The following is a 19,065-nucleotide window of genomic DNA, read 5'->3' as shown; positions in this document are numbered from 1 at the left end:
GCCCTTAACTAAAGAGGCTGGAATTTTTTCTCGATGTTTACAACCAGTTTTTTATCCATCACAAACATCACTACATGATCGCCTTCTTCAAATACCGTGTCGCAATGAATCGCAACAACCTGCTTGTTGCGTATCAACGCCCCCATCACGATGCCTTCAGGAAAGCTGATAGCATCCACCCTACGACCAACAACGGAATTCAGATCCTGACTTTGGTGTGCAATAGCCTCGATAGCCTCGGCTGTGCCGCCGCATAGGGAACTGACCTGCGCCACGTCGCCTCGGCGCACATGCTTTAAAATACTGCCGAGCGTTTCCTGATTAGGTAATACCGCAACATCAATCCCCGTTCCGGGCAATAGCTTGCTGTATGAGACATGATTGAGCAAACAGATAGCCTTCCGCGCGCCCAAACTTTTTGCCAAGGAAGCGGAAACAATGTTGACGCCGTCATTTTCGGTAATTGCACAAAACAAATCGGTACTGTCGATAGACTCATCAATCAACAATGCCTCATCGGCACAATCACTTAGAAGCACCACCGTGTGATCAAGATCGTTAGCTATCTTGTGAGCACGCTTGGGATCTTTTTCAATAATTTTCACTTGATGATCGCTTTCCAGCGCCAGCGCCAAACGCTTGCCGACATGGCCGCCGCCTGCGATGATAATTCGCTTTAACGGGGCCTCAAGCTTGTTCAGTTCTTTCAAGACCCCGCGCACTTCTTCGCGAGGCGCCACGAAAAACACCTCATCACCCGTTTCAATAACGGCGTCGCCGCTCACCGCCAACGGAATACCTTGCCGGAAAATCGCCACCACGCGAATTTTACCGCCAACCAAACGCTCTTTCAGGGTTTTAATTTTCTTACCGGTTAAAGAACCGTCCGCCACCACCTTAACTGAAAAAAGGCGCACCAGACCATCGGCAAAATCGGAAATATGCTGAACACCGGGAAACTCAATTAAATTGCGGATAGCCTCCATGACAATTTGTTCCGGGCTGATCACAATATCTACCGGAATACCGTTCGGGCCGAACAATTGGGGATTTTTCAGGTAATCGACCGCGCGTACCCGTGCAATCGTTTTCGGGCGACTGTACAGCGCATTAATGATTACACACGCCAGCATGTTGGTCTCATCACTGTCGGTAACCGCGATAATAATATCAGCAGTCCGGGCGCCGGCTTGTTCGAGCACCCTAGGATGCGCCGCATTACCCGCGACTGTGGCAATATCGAAACGCTCTTTTAATGCGTCGAGCAACTCCGTCCTGAAATCGACGACTACAATATCGTTCTCCTCGCTTGCCAATGCCCCGGCAACCGACGATCCGGTAACGCCGGCCCCAAGAATAAGTATTTTCATTTACGCCCTATGGGTATTAAAAATAAAAGCAGACAAAGGGCGAAAGACAAAAGGTAAAAAAACCTTGTGCCTTTCGCCCTTTGTCCTTTGCCTTTTCGTATCTTTCGTTTACATCTTCGCCAACACAGCGGCCACCGTTTCGCCCATAGCCGCCGGTGTCGGGCAGATGGTGACGCCCAAGTCTTTTAACATGGCCACTTTTTCGGCGGCGCTTTCGCCTGCTGCTGAAATAATCGCACCGGCGTGGCCCATGCGGCGGCCTTCCGGTGCAGTCAATCCGGCGATATAGGCGACTACCGGCTTGCTCATGTGTTCTTTGGCGAAAACCCCGGCTTCAACTTCTTGCGGGCCGCCGATTTCGCCAATCATGACCACCACCTTAGTTTCAGGGTCGGCTTCAAATTTTTCCAGAATATCGCGGTGCGAACTACCGTTGATCGGGTCGCCGCCGATACCGACGGAGGTTGAAATGCCGATACCCAGACGTTTCATTTGGTCGGCCGCCTCATACCCTAAAGTGCCTGAACGGCCGACGATGCCGACATTGCCTTTCATGTAGATATGCCCCGGCATAATGCCCAGCATCGCGCGACCCGGACTGATAGTGCCTGCGCAATTGGGGCCGGTCAGGATCATTCTTTGCTCTGCCGGGAAACGGCGCAGAAAGTTTTTAACCGTCATCATGTCCTGAGTCGGGATACCGTCGGTAATCGCAACACAATATTTAATGCCTGCGTCGGCCGCTTCCATGATCGAATCGGCGGCAAAAGCGGGTGGGACAAAGATAATGCTGGCTTCAGCCCCAACCTCGCGAACGGCTTCTTTTACGGTATTAAAAACCGGCCGGCCTAAATGGGTTTGGCCGCCTTTGCCGGGAGTGATGCCGCCGACGACGTTAGAGCCGTAGTTGATCATGTCTTGGGCGTGAAAACTGCCGATTTTTCCGGTAAAGCCCTGGACAATAATGCGTGTTGTTTCGTCAATTAAAATAGCCATCTTATGCTCCCTGTGCCGCTTCTTTTGCAACCGCTTCATTGCGCGCCTGCACCGCTTTTTCAGCCGCTTCGGCCAAGGTTTCGGCGGTAATGATAGGCAGGCCGCTTTCCGCGATAATCCTGCGGCCTTCTTCAACGTTGGTGCCTGACAATCTGACGATCAGCGGTATTTTCATATCGATTTTCTTGACCGCCTCGACAACGCCCTCGGCAATCCAGTCGCAACGGTTGATGCCGGCAAAAATATTAACCAGCATGGCTTTTACACCCTTGTCGGCCAATACCAAACGGAACGCTTTTTCGGTTCGTTCGGCCGATGCGCCGCCGCCTACGTCGAGGAAGTTGGCAGGCTCGCCGCCGGCCAGCTTAATCATGTCCATTGTCGCCATCGCCAAACCCGCGCCGTTGATCATGCAGCCGATGTCTCCATCCAGGCCGACGTAGCTTAAACCACGGTCGGCAGCCGCCATTTCACGGGGATCTTCCTGGGTTTTATCGCGTAATTCGGAGATTTTTTGCTGACGGAACAGCGCGTTGTCGTCAAAGCCCATTTTGGCGTCCAAAGCGACCAACTCGTTACTGCGGGTAACCACCAGCGGATTGATTTCAAGCATGTTCGCATCGAGTTCACGCAAAGCGCGGTAACAACCGCGGATGGTTTTAACGGCATGGCTCAACAATTCGGGATCCAGGCCCAAGGCAAAGGCCATTTCACGCGCCTGATAATCTTGCAAACCTACGGCAGGTTCGATGTAAATTTTGGTAATCGCATCGGGATTGTTTTCGGCCAAATCCTCGATTTCCATGCCGCCTTGAGCGGAACCAACCATGACGATGCGCTCCGAACTGCGGTCAACCAGGAAACAGAAATACATTTCCTTGGCGATGTCGGTTCCGGCTTCAACGTACAGTCTGCCGCACACTTTACCGGCAGGGCCGGTTTGATGAGTGACCAGTCTTTTACCCAGCAACGCTTCGGCCGCCGCCTCAACTTCATCGTGGGTCTTGCAGATTTTAATGCCGCCCGCCTTGCCGCGTGCGCCCGAATGAATCTGCGCTTTTACCGCCCAAATGTGTCCGCCAATATCTCTGGCGCGTTGCACGGCTTCTTCAGGGCTGTAGGCCATACCGCCTTCAGCGATTTTAACGCCGTAACCGCTTAAAATTTCTTTCGCCTGATATTCATGAATATCCACAGCATCTCCTAAATTTATGTGTTGCGTAGAACGGGTCAGCGTAGAGCCACCCGGATCTACAAGACTATTATTTTTTTGCTGCAATCGCTTCAGCAGCCCTGACCACGTTATTGGCCATTTTCTCCGATGCGGCGTCGATTAAACGACCATCCAATGCCGCCGCGCCTTTACCTTGCGCCGCCGCTTCTTTCAAGGCGGCCAATATGCGTTTTGCTTTTTCAATTTCAGCCGCAGGCGGGGTGAATATTTCATTGGCTAATTCAACTTGCGACGGATGGATCGCCCATTTGCCTTCGCAACCTAAAGCCGCGGCTCGTCTTGCGGCTAATTTGTAACCTTCGGGATCTTTAATGTCGCCAAAAGGACCGTCAATAGGACGCAAGCCATAGGCGCGGCAGGCGACCGTCATCCGGCTGATCGCAGCGTGCCATTGATCACCCGGATAATCAGGATTTAAACCGCCGATGTTGGTGGTTCTGGCGCGGTTGCTTGCGGCGTAATCGGCCACACCGAAATGCAGGGCTTCAAGACGGCCTGATGCGCCGTTGCGGGCGATATCTTCCACATTAGCCATGCCCAATGCCGTTTCAATCAAGGCTTCAATGCCGATCTTGTTTTTCAGCCCCTGCTGCATTTCCAGCTGGTTCAGCATCGCTTCAACCATATACACATCGGCATAAACACCGACTTTAGGAATCAAAATCGTGTCGACTTTTGCGCCGCACTGTTCGACCAGATCCACCACGTCACGCACCATGTACTGGGTGTCCAGGCCGTTGATGCGCACCGAAACGGTTACGCCGTGGCCTTTCCAGTCCAGGTCGTTAATCGCTTCAATAATGTTTTTTCTGGCTTGCAATTTATCATCAGGAGCGACCGCGTCCTCAAGATCCAGAAAAATAAAATCAGCGCCACTTCTCATCGCTTTTTCAAACATTTCAGGGCTGGAACCCGGAACGGCTAATTCGCAGCGTTGAACTCGTTGAACTGACGCTGCATATAAGGTGTGGCTCATTGGTACATTCCTAATTTCATTGTTGTAAATCAAGCCGGATTGGCGTAACCCGACATTTTGCGACTACCATCGGCTGTCGAGTAAATCCGACCTATACGGCTTAAGCCGAACGTAAATTAACCGCACATTTTACTTTCAGAGGCCTCAAAGTCAATTTTTACCGCGTATTTTCCGGCTCGAGCCGTAATCTAACCTTGCCGATTTTTAGCGGCTATGTCATTATTGCTGGTTTTTGGACATTGGCTTTTTCAATATCCAAGCCGTGTTTATCACTCAACTACTACTCAAAGAGGCAATGCAATGGCTGGTCGTAACCACCTTTATATTCCTGGCCCTACCAATGTGCCAAATGAAATCCTGAACGCTATGCATGTCACCATGGAAGACCATCGTTCTCCCGCGTTCCCAAAACTGTTGACACCTCTTTTACAAGACCTGAAAAAAATCTTTAGAACAGAAACCGGACAAGCGTTTATTTTTCCTGCTACCGGTACCGCAGGCTGGGAAGTTGCGTTAACCAACACTTTAAACCCTGGCGACAAGGTTTTAATCTATCGCTTCGGTCAATTCAGCCATTTATGGGCTGAAATGGCAAAACGCTTAGGCTTCGATGTCGAGATTCATCAGGAAACCTGGGGCAAAGGCATTCCTTTGGATAAGCTGGAAGCCCGTTTAAAAGAAGACACCCAACACGAAATCAAGGCCGTTTTGGCGACGCACAACGAAACCGCTACCGGCGTTACCAGCGATATTGGCGGCGTTCGCAAAGCCATGAACGCGGCAAACCATCCGGCGCTCTTATTCGTTGACGGCGTCAGCTCTATTGCGAGCCTTGACTTCCGCATGGACGAATGGGGCGTAGACGGCGCAATCAGCGGCTCGCAAAAGGGCTTTATGATGCCTGCCGGCGGCGCATTCCTGGCATTCAGCCAAAAAGCGCTAAAAGCCACGGAAACATCAACCTACCCGCGCTGCTTCCTGGACTTGAAAGACCAGGTGAATGCCAACAAAGACGGTTACACGCCATACACACCGGCGCTGCCCATTCTTTACGGCTTGCGCAAAGCGTTAGACATGCTGCTGGAAGAAGGCCTGGAAAATGTTTACGCGCGTCATCACCGTTTGGCCGAAGGCGTCCGCAAAGCCGTTGCCGCGTGGGGGTTAACAATTTGCGCCCAGCCCGGTTTCGAGTCGGACACCGTGACTGCGATTGTGGTTCCCGCAGACAAGGATGCCAGAGACGTGATCGGCACTGCTTTTAGCCGCTACGACATTTCTTTAGGCGCCGGTTTATCCGAATTGGCCGGCAAAGCTTTCCGTATCGGCCACGTCGGCGATATGAACGACGTTTCGATGCTGGGCTGTATCGCAGGCGTTGAAATGGCGATGTTGGACAACGGCTTTGACATCAAACCGGGTTCCGGTGTTGCTGCGGCGATTGAATACTACCGTTCAACAGCGCAGTAATATCGCAGGGGCGTGTACAACACGCCCCGCACGCCAACTTAAGTAAAAAAATTCACCACGAAGACACGAACGACTGCATGGATGCAGGAGGTAGAGCAATGCAGGAGCAATTGCCGAGGACACGAAGCTTTTATTTCGTTTTCCATCATGGCGTTATTTTTAAACAGAAAGCCTGTATATTTAATCAGTAATTTTCATTCTGTTTTTTTCGTGCTCTTCGTGTCTTCGTGGTGATATATCTTAATCCACCACACGCCAATGAGAGGATAACCCATGAGCAAACCCAAAGTCTTTGTTACCCGCAAATGGCCCGCCTCAGTCGAGGCAAAACTCAAAGCCCTTTACGACGCCACCTTAAACGAAGATGACCGGCCTTTAAGCGCGGACGAATTTAGATCCGCACTGCAAAATTACGACGCCGTTTGTCCCACCGTTTGCGATTCATTTCCCGCCGACGTTATCAACGTCGAAAACAAACGCTGCAAAATTCTCGGCAACTTCGGCGTAGGCTACAACCATATCGACATTAACGCCGCCAAGGCGCAGGGTCTAGTGGTCAGCAACACACCCGGCGTGTTGACGCACAGCACCGCCGACATTGCGATGACCTTGTTGTTAATGTCCGCACGCCGCGGCGCGGAAGGCGACCGTCTGGTCCGCGCCAAACAATGGCAAGGCTGGTGCCCGACGCACATGCTGAGCAGCGATGTGACCGGCGCCACCTTGGGCTTGATCGGCTTCGGCCGTATCGCCCAAGCCATGGCAAGAAAAGCCCATCACGGCTTCGGCATGAAAATCGTCTATTTCAAACCCAGCCCGGCCGACGAATATGTAACCGACGACCTTAACGCCACCCGTTGCGGCTCGATCGAAGAACTGATGCAAATAGCCGATTATGTTTCGCTGCACTGCCCCGGCGGCGAGGCAACACGGCATTTAATCAATGCCGACATGATCAACCTGATGAAGCCGTCCGCGCATTTAATTAACACCGCCCGAGGCGATGTCGTTGACAGCGCCGCGCTGATCGATGCGCTTAAAAACAAACGGATTGCCGGAGCAGGTCTCGATGTCTATGAAGGGGAGCCCAATGTACACGAAGGCTTCCTAACCCTGGACAATGTGTCGCTACTGCCGCATTTAGGCAGCGCCACATTAGGAACACGCACCGCAATGGGTGAAAAAGTTTTAGCCAATCTGGCTGCGTTTTTTGCCGGGGACCAGCTGCCTGACCGGGTTGTCTGACAGATACTGTGCAAGGTTGAGACTGCTCCGACCCTGCACAGTGCAAAAATCCGATCAAATTATTAGCCGGATAAAGGTTTGATTATCCGTTGTCGATTATTCCGCCAAAAATTCCAGTATTTTTCTTATTTCCGTCTGAAAAAAGAAATTAGTATGGTAAACCTCGCCACCGTTAAAATCATGAATGTGGCTGGAATCCAGGCTAAAGCAAGCATTGCTTGAAACGCCCAAGGTAGGAACCACTAAGTCATTGGCTTTATCATTAAACAGTCGATCCACCACAGAATCCACTCCCGCTTTAACCACGGTTCGCAAATTTCCTGTGACCTCATAATCAGCCCCGAATCCGTAGTAGCGTTCAGAGTATTCCGGCTTACTATTTAAAACATTAACCAAGTTGCTAACCGGACTTTGATCTTCCAATCCCGGAACATAAGGCAGCCCTGCATCGACTATTGCTGACGCCAGTGTCAACAACATGCCCCCGCTAATCGAGGCCAAACCGTCCGGGAACTGATTAACAAAGTTGGCAAGCCGCTCAATCATTGCCGAGAGGTTCTCCGGGCGGGCTAAGTCGGTTCCGGCATTTGGCGTAGCCACGAAGACAATCCGGTCAATCGTTATGTTAACGTCTGGCGGACGTTGCCGGCCATCGAGCCGTTGGGCGATAAAGTCATCGGGCAGATGAGTCAACGCCCGCGCCACCAGCCCACCGCGGCTATGGCAGATAATGTCAAAAACATAATTGCCCGGATGATCCTTGAAGGCGTCGTAAAACTGCATAACGTTTTCGGCAACGCCAATGCTCATAGTGTGGTGGTTGAAGGCCAAGACCCGTCCATCATACTGTTCATAAAGCTTTTCAGGAATATCGGATTTTAACAGCCCGGCAAATGCACCCGCCGTGCTGCTGCTGGTGCCATGTATAAACAACAAGGCTTTTTTATCGCGAATATCATCCCACTTATCGAAGGGCATAGGAGACTGGCTCATCAATTCAGTAAAGTTTTTCCCAGCGTGCAAGCCCTGAAATGCCCTGCAGCGATTTTCCCATTGCTGTATAGCCCAATGCACCGAGCTGCCTGCCTGCTTGTCAAACACCTTGGTGACCAATACCTTAAGTATCTTGCTGCCAATTTTGCCAAACAGTCCGCGCGAATCGGATGCGGGTTTGGCGGGATTTTGATCCTGTCCACTGCGCAAAGTGATCCGGTATTGGTTCTGAACGGCCGCTTCGACCGAACGAGTGCTGGGCAAAGCTTGATTGGGTTCGACGGGTTCAGGATAGTGAAAAGAAATAATCCCGGCTTCATCGGTGTACATCAGGAACTGCCGCTCATCTTGATACCCCGGGACTTGCAACAAAATTTCATTGTTGCCCACAGCATCCTCAAATACGCCGCCGCGTCCGCCTTGTTCAGGTTGAGGCTCGGGCGTTGGCGCTTCAATGACCAGCGTATGCCGGTCTTCCAGATTCGCCTCCCTGATGGCCTCATCCAACCCGGTCTTTTCAGCTGTCAACGCGCGTGTTGTACCGTGCGTGCGCGCACCAACATAACGACAGGAACCGGCCAGGCCGGGGGCAAGCAACGTAATGCCCGCGTCCAGCTCAATCGGGTCTGTGTTTTCTTCTAATTCAAAGTCTTCCATAGCGGTCTCTCTTTATGGTTGAGGATTAAAATTAATTTTAGCCTGCGGGTCGCCATAGAGAACATAAGCCAGGAAAGTAAGGTGATTCTTACTTTCCCATTGCTCCCTAATAGTTTGTAGAATTTCCCCCAGGGTTTTGCCGGACTGCGCGAAAGCCGCCAGATAAAATTGTTCGGTAATTTCTTTTGCATGTTCGTCGCTAATTCTCCAAAGCGGGCAGATGACCGCACTGGCGCCCGCCGCCAGAAAAGCGGCGGGGAGGCCGACAATCAGTCCAAGCTCATTTCCCGCCGCCGCGGCTTGGCAGGCGTTTAAAAAGATTATAGGGTGCTGCTTACCCAGCCCGTTCTGAACGTCCCATCCGTTAATAACCAAAGGCGTAATATTTTCAGGATAATCCTCCATGATCAACTCATTCAGCAAAGAGTTTTTGTTTGAGTTCTGGCCGTGACAAGCAAAATGAACCGCTTGGGCGGTACCATTTTTTAAAAAATCCAAAATGGTTGCTGAATTTAGCGCAATACGCTGGGATCTATAGTGTTCCGTGAGCCAATCAAGCTCATCTCTGACCCAGGGAAGTTTATTGATTTTAGGAGTATTAGCATAGTCCGACCCCGTCACTACAAACTCTTGTACATTGATATTCTGGACAAGACGGGATGATTCACTGGCAATCCAGCGCCCGACGGCGTGACGGATACCCAGAAATTCCGGCGTCACGCCTTCAATGGCTATATGCATAAGTTCCCAAGGCACACACGATTCATCCGAGATAAACAGGATGCTATTGAAATTGGCATTTAAGGCGTGGAAAAGTTCCCGGTAGGCTTCTTTAAAATCTTTGGGCGTACTGTCGTAGATAGCTTTTCCTATGCCTTTGATTTCCGCCTTCTTCAAATCAAAAAGATCAATGCCGGCATAGGGTTCCAACAGCGTTTTAACCCAAGCCTCGGCGCCGTCCGGTATTTCCATGCTTGCCTCGGAGCTTCCGGCAAACTCAAGGTGGGGCGAGAGAAAACTCCAGAGATAGTTATTACCCTGTTTATGCTGAATACGCACTAGCAAATCAGCAGGCTGGGCGCCTTGCTCAATGTTAAGACACTTCTGCCATTCACTTTCCGGCGGCTTGGGAATCTTCTTTACTGGCGCGATAGAATCATCCAGCCGTAAGTCCAGAAATCGCCGCCCTTCACCGCACCAGCGGTTTTCATAATAAAAATTGGCGCGAACCAACAATTTTTCCCGTTCCGGATAATCTCCGTTAGCGTCGAGCGTCAAATCAGGGGCTGTTATTGTAAACTGTGCTGATGTTATCGTACCCTTGGCTTGACTATAGTCGAGGTCTTGCCATTCAGAATGGTCTGCACACAGCAAATGCACGCGCATCTTAAATACAAACTCAGGCGCTTCATTCGGAAGCATGACTATCCCGCTGGTTGTTGCACTGAGAACATCTTCAAGGCTGACTTCCAGGTCAATAGAGTCGCCGGCAACAGGATGCTCATCGGACGCTTTAATGTCGGGATAGGCTTGATGCATTGATTTTGCATCGGCAAAAGCCGCAGCTACAGCATTCAGCCCCTCCTGCTCCTCATAACCAAACAATTTAGAATCTGCCGTATCGGCGGCGTGATAGGTTGGTATTCCACGATAAGATTGAATTGTTTCCGGGATTCCGACATATCCGAACAATCTATTTTCTTGCTTACTCATTTTTTTTTCTTGAACCTGAACAGGATCAAAGACGCCTTGCGGTTTATTACCTTGTAATAAGACTGGAAAATTAGCGGACTTCCACCCGCCCCGGTAAAAATCTTCATTCCAGCTTGAGATTTTTTTATTTACAACAGGCGCCGAGTCAGTTTCATGAAATGGAATCAGCTCCATCAAAGGTAAACTTTGGCTTGCTGAATCATTCTTTTTCCTTAGTTTATCAATTAGATATGAAACTGGAGTCTTCTCAATATCATCAGGTATATTCGGAAACGAACCGGAATTCTTAATCCAGAATAAAAGCTGTTCCGGGCGACACACATAAAACCAGTAAGCACCCGCTTCCTGTTTCGGGCGGCGTAACACAATGTAGGCATATGGCTTCTTAGCCAAAATCTCTATGATTTGCCCCACGGTCATGCTGGTTTCAATGGTGCAAATATTTTTATTTAGTCGAATCTCAGACATTTTTATCCTCTTTCCTTTTGCAAGGCGGAAAAACCTAACGTTGCTTAAAATTGACAGACTCGCTCGCTTTTACCGCACCTTGAGCGTGCATAGCTGGATTGTTGAGCCTGCGAAACCCGACCGCTCCCGTGATTATTCGACAGTCCCTGGCGATGCCACCCAGTCTAGCACACAAACTCCGCTCTTTATCCGGCGCAGACGTTTACTTTGGGTTTTCGTGAATCAACTGGTTTTTCCAAGAAAATCGACCCGATGGATATTTCAAGATAAAGTTATACGATATGAGCTTGAAACAAACCTGAACGGAATGCCGAAAAAGGCTATGCCGTTCCAAGATCACACGTTATTTTGCCGGACGAGGATTTATAAGTAATGGCCCATCATCACCAACACGATCATTCCGCAGGACACCATCACCCTACCCCGAATCACCAAGGACGTACTTTCATCTTCACCATATTGCTGAATCTGGTATTCGTAGCGATTGAGTTCGCCTATGGGGTTATCGCCAACTCAACCGCTCTCATGGCCGATGCGGGGCATAATGCATCCGACGTGCTCTGCCTGCTGTTGGCATGGGGTGCGGTTATTTTAGCGCGCAGGCAGCCGAACCAGCGCTACACCTACGGACTGCGCAGCACCTCCATTCTGGCGGCGCTCGCTAACGCCGCATTACTCTTGGTGGCCTGTGGCGCGATTGCATGGGAAGCCGTTCACCGCTTTTCGCAACCACCGGCGGTAGCCAGTCTAACCATATCGATTGTGGCGGCGGTTGGCATCGTCATCAACGGACTGTCCGCATTGCTGTTGATGAAAGGCGGCAAAAAGGATTTAAACATTCGGGGCGCTTACCTGCATATGGTGGCGGATACCGCGGTGTCGCTCGCAGTGGTGATTGCCGGCTTGGCGATGTTGCATTTCGGCTGGTACTGGCTCGACCCGGCCATCAGTTTAGCGATTGTGGCCGTGATCGTGATAGGCACTTGGGGCTTGTTGCGCGATTCGCTGCGATTGGCCTTGAGCGCCGTGCCTAAAGAGGTTAACGCGCCCGCAATTGACATGTACCTGCGCCAATTGGACGGTGTAACCGACGTCCATGATTTGCATATTTGGGGATTGAGCACCACCGAAACAGCGTTGACGGCTCACTTGGTCATACCTGACGGCCGCCCTGACGATGCATTTATGGACTGCATCGCACAAACACTGAAAGAACGGTATTCCATTCATCACAGCACCCTGCAAGTTGAACAGGGAACAACCAATCACGCATGCTGTTCGCTGGTTGCAACCGAACCTGTACAGCACCGCCATTAAGTCCAATAGATTGAATCACATCAACTAACATTTTTTGAGCGAAATCTGAATGTTAAAGCCTCTTTTCGCATTACCCCGCACCGTCTGGCTGCTTGGACTGGTCAGTTTTTTTCAACGATGCCGCCGGCGATCTGGCCTATCCGCTGGCGCCCCTTTATCTCGCCTCGGTGCTGATGGCCGGACCCAAAGCCTTGGGCCTACAAGCTCGCGACGCGGCTTGAAGAGCCGATCAATCAAGGTTTCTCAACCACTTCATCCCTCAGCACATCAAACGCATCGAAGCCGATATTCAGGCTGAGTTTCAGGTTGATGATGCAGGCTACGGTGGTGCTGGTGAAAATGCAGATCATGATCGCGATTTGGTATTTCACCGCCAGCCACGGTTCGCTGCCGCCCAGAATTTGACCTGTCATCATGCCGGGCAAAGACACCAAGCCCATGGTCGCCATGCCGGCGATGGTCGGATTGATTGCGGCCTTGACCGCATCCCGAAAATACGGGCGCACGGCTTCCCAGCGTGTCGCACCCAGCATCAAAAAGGTCGCGTATTCGTTTTCGTTCTTGCGCAGCGCCGAATAAAAGCGCTCCAACGCGATGACGTTTCCTTGCAAGCAGTTGCCGAGAATCATGCCCGCCAAAGGCACGATATATCGGGCGTCGTAAAAATGAGCCGGCTGGATCACCAGGATCACCAGATAGGTGGTGGAGAACAATATGCTGGCTGCAATCGCGGCAAACGTGGCCAGCGCGAAATAACGCGCCTTAAGTCCGGCGCGCCGCAGGATGCTTAAATCGGCGACTATCAGCATCACCAGTATCCATAAGCCGTTGAGCCAGGGATTGTTCAGGTCGAACAGCATTTTCAGATAAATGCCGACCAGCATTAACTGGATGGTCATGCGCAGGATGCTGATGCCTATATCCCGGCTCAAACGCAGGCCGATCAGCCAGAGCAGTAACCAGGGCAGCAAGCAGAGGCCGTAAAGCAGCGCCATCTGCGGCAGTTGAATATCCAGTGTTTCCATGACGCCCTTAAGTCAATCGACCCGCTTCAAGTTCAAAAATAATAGTGCAACGCTCCACCCACTCCGGGTCGTGAGTGACCGAAAGCACCGTCAGCTCGGGATCGGAGAAAACATCGAACACGGCTTGCTTGCTTTCCGCGTCCAGCGCGCTGGTCACCTCGTCGAGCAAATACAGTTTTTTGCCCAATAACAGCCCCCTGGCCAGTGCAATCCGTTGTTTTTCGCCGCCGGAAATACGGCTGCTTTGCCGGCTTAAAATGCTGACCGGCAGCTGCAACCGTTGCAACACCTCGATAAGCCGGGATTCGGTCGGGCGATGATCGCGATGCGCTTTGAATTGAAAAGGCAACAGCAGGGCTTCGCGCACGCTTTCGGCAGCCAGCATCGGTTCTTGCCCAATATAAGCGGTGCAGCTTCGAACGGTTTGGACGGATGCCGGAGTCAGCGGTTGTTGCTGGAAGTAAACCGTGCCTGATTTTATCGGATGAAGTCCGAGCAAGGTTTTCAGTACGCTGCTTTTACCGGAACCGGATTTGCCGCATAACACGGCTTTTTCTCCCGGTAAAAGGGCAAAACTGACGTCGGATAGAATCGTTTTTTCGTGAACGGTAACCGATACGCGGTCGAATCGAATGATAGGGGACATGAAGTGATTGTGTTTGATTGAACGCGCTACGGCGAAGCCACGAACGGCGGTGTGCCTAAAAAGCCCCTGACGGAGCCTTTATTTCAATAAATGCTTAACCGCATCCCTTTCTTCTTTTAATTCGGCCTCGGTAATGCGCATTCTTTTCCAGCTAAACTCGTTAATATCGAGGCCTCTGACAACATTCACCTCGCCGTCAATTACCGTTACCGGGAAAGAGTAAACCAAGCCGGGCTCTATACCGTAATTGCCGTCCGATAACACCGCCATGCTGACCCAGTCGCCCGGATCGGTGCCCAAAGCCCAAGTTCTCATCTGGCCTATCGCCGCATTGGCAGCCGATGCGGCGCTGGATTGGCCTCTGGCTTTAATGATTTCAGCTCCCCGCTGCTGAACGATCGGAATGAATTCATTGACGTACCAATCGTTATCGACCAAAGACAAGGCGTCCTGCCCCTTGACCTTGGCATGATGGATGTCGGGATACTGCGTAGTCGAATGATTGCCCCAAACAATCATGTTTTTTATATCGGCAGGTAGAACACCGCATTTCTCAGCCAACTGACTTAGCGACCGGTTATGATCCAGCCTTGTCATTGCGGAAAAATTTTCCGGCTTCAAGTCCGGCGCATTGCTCAAGGCGATCAGGGCATTGGTGTTGGCCGGGTTGCCGGTCACCAAAACCTTTACCTTCCTGCTTGCAACATCGCTCAAGGCTTTGCCTTGAACGGCAAAAATCTCTGCATTGACTTCCAGTAAATCCTTGCGCTCCATGCCCGGCCCTCTCGGCCGTGCGCCAACCAAAAATACATAGTCGACATTCTTGAAAGCCACTCTGGGATCGTCCGTCACTTCGATACGGTGCAGCAAAGGAAAAGCGCAATCTTTTAATTCCATCACCACGCCTTGCAAGGCGCTCATTGCCGGCGTTATTTCAAGCAAATGCAGTACGATCGGCTGCTCTTTGCCCAATAGCGCACCGGCCGCCAACCGGAACAGCAAAGAATAGCTGATTTGTCCTGCGGCGCCTGTTACGGCAATGTGAACGGGTGATTTCATCTGTTTTTTTCCTTTGGTTTGTATATTTTTTCCTAAGCTTATTCGATAAAGCTACCAGGATAATCGGAAAACACCGCAACCGCCCCTTCCCGACGACTGCATGGATGCAGGAGGTAGAGCAATGCGGGAGCAATTGCCGACAACGCCTAACAACCACAGCATAAGTCCTTTTTTACGGAATAATAACGAAGATAAGCCTCTACTAGCAAGCATATCAAAAAAACACCGCAAAATTACAAATCCTGCTTAATCAGGAAGCAGGCTAAATAAGGCAGCGTTTCGTTTATCACGATATAATACGCCGCTTTAATAATCGCATTCACGCACACCAGACAACCGATCACGAGTAAGTTAATGAAAAAACTGCTATTCCAATTCGACACAGACACTCACCCATCAGTTTTCGATACTGTTGTAGCCTATGACGGCGGTGCGGATCATGTGATCGGACACGGAGGACTGACGCCTGACAACATCTCGGCGCTGGTGGAAGGCACGATATTTACCCGTGCGCCCAAAGACAAGAAAAATACCGCCATTTTTGTCGGCGGCAGCGACATGATCGCGGGTCAGGCGTTATTTAGCGCTGTGCAAAAACACTTTTTTCCCGGCTTTCAGGTTTCGGTCATGCTCGACAGTAACGGCAGCAACACCACGGCCGCCGCCGCCGTTGCAAAACTGGCGTCCAGCGGCGTCCTGGCCGGTAAAAAAGCGGTGGTTCTGGCCGGCACCGGCCCGGTAGGACAACGCGCGGCGGCGATGCTGGCTAAGGAAGGCGCGGAAGTCACATTGACCGGCCGTAAAATGGAGCGCGCCGTTCAAGCCTGCGACAACATGAAAGCACGCTTTGGCGTAAACCTGACCCCTGTCGAAGCTTTCGATAACGATGCGCGGGCCAAAGCCATCGAACACGCGAACATTGTTTTTGCAACCGGCGCGGCCGGCGTGGAACTGCTCACAGCCGAGCAATGGCAACACAACACCAACATCGAAATGATCGCCGACGCCAACGCTACACCCCCATTGGGCATCGGCGGTACCGACGTGATGGACAAAGGCAACCTGCGCAACGGCAAAATCATCTGGGGCGCTATCGGTTTCGGCTCGCTGAAACTAGCTTTACACCGCGCCTGTATTGCAAAGCTGTTTGAAGACAACAAGCAGGTTTTCGACGCCGAAAATATCTTCGCGCTGGCTAAGGAAATGGCTTAAACAGCGCCTGCCGCCACAGAGCCCGACATGAAGCCTTTACCCGATCAAACCGATTTGGTTTTACTTAGACAAGACGCCCTTCGCATTTTTCAGGCGGGCATAGCGGCGGCCGATCCTTATCAGGCGGTTAAACACTGCTTGGCGCCCAAGCTCTTCGACGGTTATTCACAAATCCACCTTATCGCTTTCGGCAAAGCCGCCTGCGCAATGGCGCAAGCGGCGCAGGAAATTATTCCTGCGGAAAAGCTGGCGGACAGAGGCATAGCCGTCACCAATTACGAGAATGTAAGCAGCGTCGACAATGTTGACGTGATCGGCGCAGCGCATCCCTTGCCCGATGCCGCCGGGCTTAAAGCCGCTCAACTCATTGCCGAACGCGTACAGAATGCGCAACAGAATGAACTGGTGCTGGTACTGGTCAGCGGCGGCGGTTCGGCGCTGATCCCCTACCCTGCCGGACGGATTAGCTTGCAGGAAAAGATTGCCACTACCGATTTACTGCTGGCCTCAGGAGCCGCCATCAACCAGGTCAACTGCGTGCGCAAACATTTGTCGCAACTCAAAGGCGGCGGCCTGGCCCGTATGGCTGCGCCTGCGTCTTTGCATGCGCTTATCTTATCCGACGTGTTGGGCGATGACCTAAGCGCCATTGCCAGCGGCCCCACCGTAGCCGACGGCACCACTTACGCCGATGCGATCGAGGTTCTTAAAGCCAACGGCGTTTGGGATCAGGTTCCGAGCAATGTCCGGCAGCATCTGGAACAGGGCGAGCTGAGCCATATTGCCGAAACACCCAAGCCGGGCGACGCTATTTTCAACAACACCGGACACACTTTGGTCGGCAGCAATACCATCAGCGTCAATGCGATGCTGCAAGCCGCACAGAAGCTGGGCTACGAAACCGAACTATACAGCGATCACTTATGCGGCGAAGCCAGAGAGGAAGCCGAAAAGCTGGCTACCCACGCAAAAGCGCTTACCGTAAACCAACCCATAGCTCTGCTGGCGGGCGGTGAAACCACAGTCACATTGAAAGGCGCGGGACGCGGCGGCCGCAATCAGGAAATGGCCTTGGCTTTTGCGATTGCAGCCAAGCAACAAGGCTTAACCGGCAACTGGGCGTTCCTCAGCGGCGGCACCGACGGCCGCGACGGCCCCACCGATGCGGCAGGCGGCATCGTTGACCGGGATACGATTAAACGCATGACCCAGGCAGGCGTAAACCCGACCGGGCTACTTGAGAACAACGACTCATACACCGCTTTAAAAGCGTCCGGCGACCTAGTGAATACCGGCGCGACAGGCACCAATGTCGCCGATCTGCAAATACTGCTGATCCAGCCTGCCCCTTAAACAAAAAAATATTAATCCAGGAGAACACCATGTTTAAAAAATCAATGACTATCAAAGGCTTCGATGATGAATTGTTCCAGGCCCTCGAAGAAGAACGCCAACGCCAGGAAGATCATATCGAACTGATCGCTTCCGAAAACTATTGCAGTCCGCGGGTCATGGAAGCGCAAGGCACCCTGTTGACCAACAAATATGCCGAAGGCTATCCCGGCAAACGTTACTACGGCGGCTGTGAATTTGTCGACAAGGCCGAGCAATTGGCCATCGACCGCGCCAAAGAATTGTTCGGCGCCGATTACGCGAACGTGCAACCGCATTCAGGCTCGCAAGCCAACATGGCGGTATTCATGGCCCTGATCCAGCCGGGCGATACCATCCTGGGCCTAAGCCTTGCCGACGGCGGCCATTTAACCCACGGCGCCAAACCGAACTTCTCCGGCAAAATCTACCATGCGGTGCAATACGGTTTGCATCCTGAAACCGGCGAAATCGATTATGCGCAAGTCGAAGCACTGGCGCTGGAACACAAACCTAAAGTGCTTGTCGCCGGCTTTTCCGCCTACTCGCGCATCTGGGACTGGCAACGCTTCCGCGACATCGCCGATAAAGTGGGCGCTTACCTGTTTGTCGATATGGCGCATATCGCCGGTCTGGTCGCCGCAGGTTTATACCCCAACCCCGTGCCGATTGCCGACGTGGTCACCAGCACCACGCACAAATCCTTGCGCGGCCCGCGCGGCGGTTTGATTTTGTGCAAAAGCAACCCGGAACTGGAGAAAAAATTCGACTCCAACATCTTCCCCGGCATCCAGGGCGGCCCGTTGATGCATGTGATCGCGGCCAAAGCCGTTGCGTTTAAGGAAGCCATGCAGCCCGAGTTTCGCGTTTATCAGCAACAGGTCATTAAAAATGCCCAAGCCATGGCCGCAGTGTTCATGAAACGCGGCTTCGACGTAGTTTCCGGCGGCACCGACGATCATTTGATGCTGGTTTCGTTGATTGCCAAAGGCATCACCGGCAAAGCGGCTGACGCGGCCTTAGGCAGGGCGCACATCACCGTCAACAAAAACGCCGTGCCTAACGACCCGCAATCGCCATTCGTGACCAGCGGCATCCGTGTCGGGACGCCTGCGCCGACCACCCGCGGCTTTAAGGAAGCGGAAGTGATCGAGATCGCACACATGATGTGCGACGTGATGGAGAACATAGAAGACGAAAGCGTCATTGCCGCAGTCCGCGACAAAGTCTGCAATCTTTGTGCGCGGTTTCCGGTTTATAGTTAATAGGTAGATCGGGCACCAAAAGTAGGCGCTTTAGGCGACTGCTTTTCGTTG

The 19,065-nt window shown here is 52.0% G+C and carries 15 protein-coding genes; 6 read left to right on the top strand and 9 right to left on the bottom strand.

Annotation, left to right across the window (positions count from 1 at the left end; all coding sequences use genetic code 11):
* Positions 1-8 precede the first annotated feature (8 nt).
* The 4 genes from trkA to B0F88_RS06380 all read right to left on the bottom strand — a co-directional run bounded on the left by trkA (position 9) and on the right by B0F88_RS06380 (position 4,576).
* A complete protein-coding gene (gene trkA, locus B0F88_RS06395) occupies positions 9-1,370 on the bottom strand; it encodes a Trk system potassium transporter TrkA (protein WP_104423114.1) in 1,362 nt (453 codons plus the stop codon).
* 108 nt (positions 1,371-1,478) lie between these two features.
* The gene (gene sucD, locus B0F88_RS06390; protein ID WP_104423113.1) at positions 1,479-2,366 is read right to left on the bottom strand and encodes a succinate--CoA ligase subunit alpha; all 888 of its coding nucleotides are present in this window, start codon (positions 2,364-2,366) and stop codon (positions 1,479-1,481) included.
* Between the two features lies 1 nt (position 2,367).
* Positions 2,368-3,561: a malate--CoA ligase subunit beta gene (locus B0F88_RS06385; protein WP_104423112.1), complete on the bottom strand. Its 1,194-nt coding sequence runs from the start codon at positions 3,559-3,561 to the stop codon at positions 2,368-2,370.
* 67 nt (positions 3,562-3,628) lie between these two features.
* Positions 3,629-4,576: an HpcH/HpaI aldolase/citrate lyase family protein gene (locus B0F88_RS06380; protein WP_104423111.1), complete on the bottom strand. Its 948-nt coding sequence runs from the start codon at positions 4,574-4,576 to the stop codon at positions 3,629-3,631.
* 300 nt (positions 4,577-4,876) lie between these two features.
* On the opposite strand from B0F88_RS06380, the gene B0F88_RS06375 reads away from it, so the two are divergent.
* Together B0F88_RS06375 and B0F88_RS06370 are read left to right on the top strand one after the other, a co-directional pair.
* A complete protein-coding gene (locus B0F88_RS06375; protein WP_104423110.1) occupies positions 4,877-6,043 on the top strand; it encodes an aminotransferase class V-fold PLP-dependent enzyme in 1,167 nt (388 codons plus the stop codon).
* 273 nt (positions 6,044-6,316) lie between these two features.
* Positions 6,317-7,288 (top strand): 2-hydroxyacid dehydrogenase, encoded by a 972-nt coding sequence (locus B0F88_RS06370; protein WP_104423109.1) that lies wholly within the window; start codon positions 6,317-6,319, stop codon positions 7,286-7,288.
* A gap of 96 nt (positions 7,289-7,384) precedes the next feature.
* Here the strand turns inward: B0F88_RS06370 and B0F88_RS06365 are convergent, their stop codons facing one another.
* Entirely contained in the window at positions 7,385-8,938 is a 1,554-nt protein-coding gene (locus B0F88_RS06365; RefSeq protein WP_104423108.1) for an esterase/lipase family protein, read from the bottom strand.
* Positions 8,939-8,950: 12 nt separating this feature from the next.
* Positions 8,951-11,119 (bottom strand): CHAT domain-containing protein, encoded by a 2,169-nt coding sequence (locus B0F88_RS06360; protein ID WP_104423107.1) that lies wholly within the window; start codon positions 11,117-11,119, stop codon positions 8,951-8,953.
* 372 nt (positions 11,120-11,491) lie between these two features.
* Here B0F88_RS06360 and B0F88_RS06355 point away from each other — a divergent pair, with 372 nt between their 5' ends.
* Positions 11,492-12,436 carry a cation diffusion facilitator family transporter gene (locus B0F88_RS06355; RefSeq protein ID WP_104423106.1) on the top strand — a complete coding sequence of 315 codons (945 nt, stop codon included), beginning with the start codon at positions 11,492-11,494 and terminating at the stop codon, positions 12,434-12,436.
* Positions 12,437-12,669: 233 nt separating this feature from the next.
* On the opposite strand, the gene B0F88_RS06345 is transcribed toward B0F88_RS06355, so the two are convergent.
* From B0F88_RS06345 to B0F88_RS06335, 3 genes are all read right to left on the bottom strand, one after another.
* Complete coding sequence (locus tag B0F88_RS06345) at positions 12,670-13,461, bottom strand: ABC transporter permease (protein ID WP_104423105.1); 792 nt, start codon at positions 13,459-13,461, stop codon at positions 12,670-12,672.
* A gap of 7 nt (positions 13,462-13,468) precedes the next feature.
* Positions 13,469-14,107, bottom strand: coding sequence for an ABC transporter ATP-binding protein (locus B0F88_RS06340; protein WP_104423104.1), 639 nt, complete (start codon positions 14,105-14,107; stop codon positions 13,469-13,471).
* Positions 14,108-14,185: 78 nt separating this feature from the next.
* Positions 14,186-15,166 carry a malate dehydrogenase gene (locus tag B0F88_RS06335; protein ID WP_104423103.1) on the bottom strand — a complete coding sequence of 327 codons (981 nt, stop codon included), beginning with the start codon at positions 15,164-15,166 and terminating at the stop codon, positions 14,186-14,188.
* 354 nt (positions 15,167-15,520) lie between these two features.
* Between B0F88_RS06335 and B0F88_RS06330 the strand changes: the two genes are divergently transcribed.
* From B0F88_RS06330 to glyA, 3 genes are read left to right on the top strand one after another with little or no spacing between them, the layout of a single operon-like run.
* Complete coding sequence (locus tag B0F88_RS06330) at positions 15,521-16,378, top strand: NADP-dependent methylenetetrahydromethanopterin/methylenetetrahydrofolate dehydrogenase (RefSeq protein WP_104423102.1); 858 nt, start codon at positions 15,521-15,523, stop codon at positions 16,376-16,378.
* A gap of 27 nt (positions 16,379-16,405) precedes the next feature.
* Positions 16,406-17,731: a glycerate kinase type-2 family protein gene (locus tag B0F88_RS06325; protein ID WP_104423101.1), complete on the top strand. Its 1,326-nt coding sequence runs from the start codon at positions 16,406-16,408 to the stop codon at positions 17,729-17,731.
* A 29-nt stretch (positions 17,732-17,760) separates the two neighbouring features.
* Positions 17,761-19,014, top strand: a complete 1,254-nt coding sequence (gene glyA, locus B0F88_RS06320) for a serine hydroxymethyltransferase (protein ID WP_104423100.1) — start codon at positions 17,761-17,763, stop codon at positions 19,012-19,014.
* Positions 19,015-19,065: the final 51 nt, after the last annotated feature.

The organism is Methylobacter tundripaludum (assembly GCF_002934365.1).
GTDB classification, from domain to species: domain Bacteria; phylum Pseudomonadota; class Gammaproteobacteria; order Methylococcales; family Methylomonadaceae; genus Methylobacter_A; species Methylobacter_A tundripaludum_A.
Note: the sequence above shows the minus strand (reverse complement) of the source record. Positions and strands in the feature narration are given on the sequence as shown.

What these genes read in the sequence shown, in the direction of transcription:
- trkA (WP_104423114.1), bottom strand. Translation starts at nt 1,370, where the DNA reads ATGAAAATACTTATTCTTGGGGCCGGCGTTACCGGATCGTCGGTTGCC.
- sucD (WP_104423113.1), bottom strand. Translation starts at nt 2,366, where the DNA reads ATGGCTATTTTAATTGACGAAACAACACGCATTATTGTCCAGGGCTTT.
- B0F88_RS06380 (WP_104423111.1), bottom strand. Translation starts at nt 4,576, where the DNA reads ATGAGCCACACCTTATATGCAGCGTCAGTTCAACGAGTTCAACGCTGC.
- B0F88_RS06375 (WP_104423110.1), top strand. Translation starts at nt 4,877, where the DNA reads ATGGCTGGTCGTAACCACCTTTATATTCCTGGCCCTACCAATGTGCCA.
- B0F88_RS06370 (WP_104423109.1), top strand. Translation starts at nt 6,317, where the DNA reads ATGAGCAAACCCAAAGTCTTTGTTACCCGCAAATGGCCCGCCTCAGTC.
- B0F88_RS06365 (WP_104423108.1), bottom strand. Translation starts at nt 8,938, where the DNA reads ATGGAAGACTTTGAATTAGAAGAAAACACAGACCCGATTGAGCTGGAC.
- B0F88_RS06360 (WP_104423107.1), bottom strand. Translation starts at nt 11,119, where the DNA reads ATGTCTGAGATTCGACTAAATAAAAATATTTGCACCATTGAAACCAGC.
- B0F88_RS06355 (WP_104423106.1), top strand. Translation starts at nt 11,492, where the DNA reads ATGGCCCATCATCACCAACACGATCATTCCGCAGGACACCATCACCCT.
- B0F88_RS06345 (WP_104423105.1), bottom strand. Translation starts at nt 13,461, where the DNA reads ATGGAAACACTGGATATTCAACTGCCGCAGATGGCGCTGCTTTACGGC.
- B0F88_RS06340 (WP_104423104.1), bottom strand. Translation starts at nt 14,107, where the DNA reads ATGTCCCCTATCATTCGATTCGACCGCGTATCGGTTACCGTTCACGAA.
- B0F88_RS06335 (WP_104423103.1), bottom strand. Translation starts at nt 15,166, where the DNA reads ATGAAATCACCCGTTCACATTGCCGTAACAGGCGCCGCAGGACAAATC.
- B0F88_RS06330 (WP_104423102.1), top strand. Translation starts at nt 15,521, where the DNA reads ATGAAAAAACTGCTATTCCAATTCGACACAGACACTCACCCATCAGTT.
- B0F88_RS06325 (WP_104423101.1), top strand. Translation starts at nt 16,406, where the DNA reads ATGAAGCCTTTACCCGATCAAACCGATTTGGTTTTACTTAGACAAGAC.
- glyA (WP_104423100.1), top strand. Translation starts at nt 17,761, where the DNA reads ATGTTTAAAAAATCAATGACTATCAAAGGCTTCGATGATGAATTGTTC.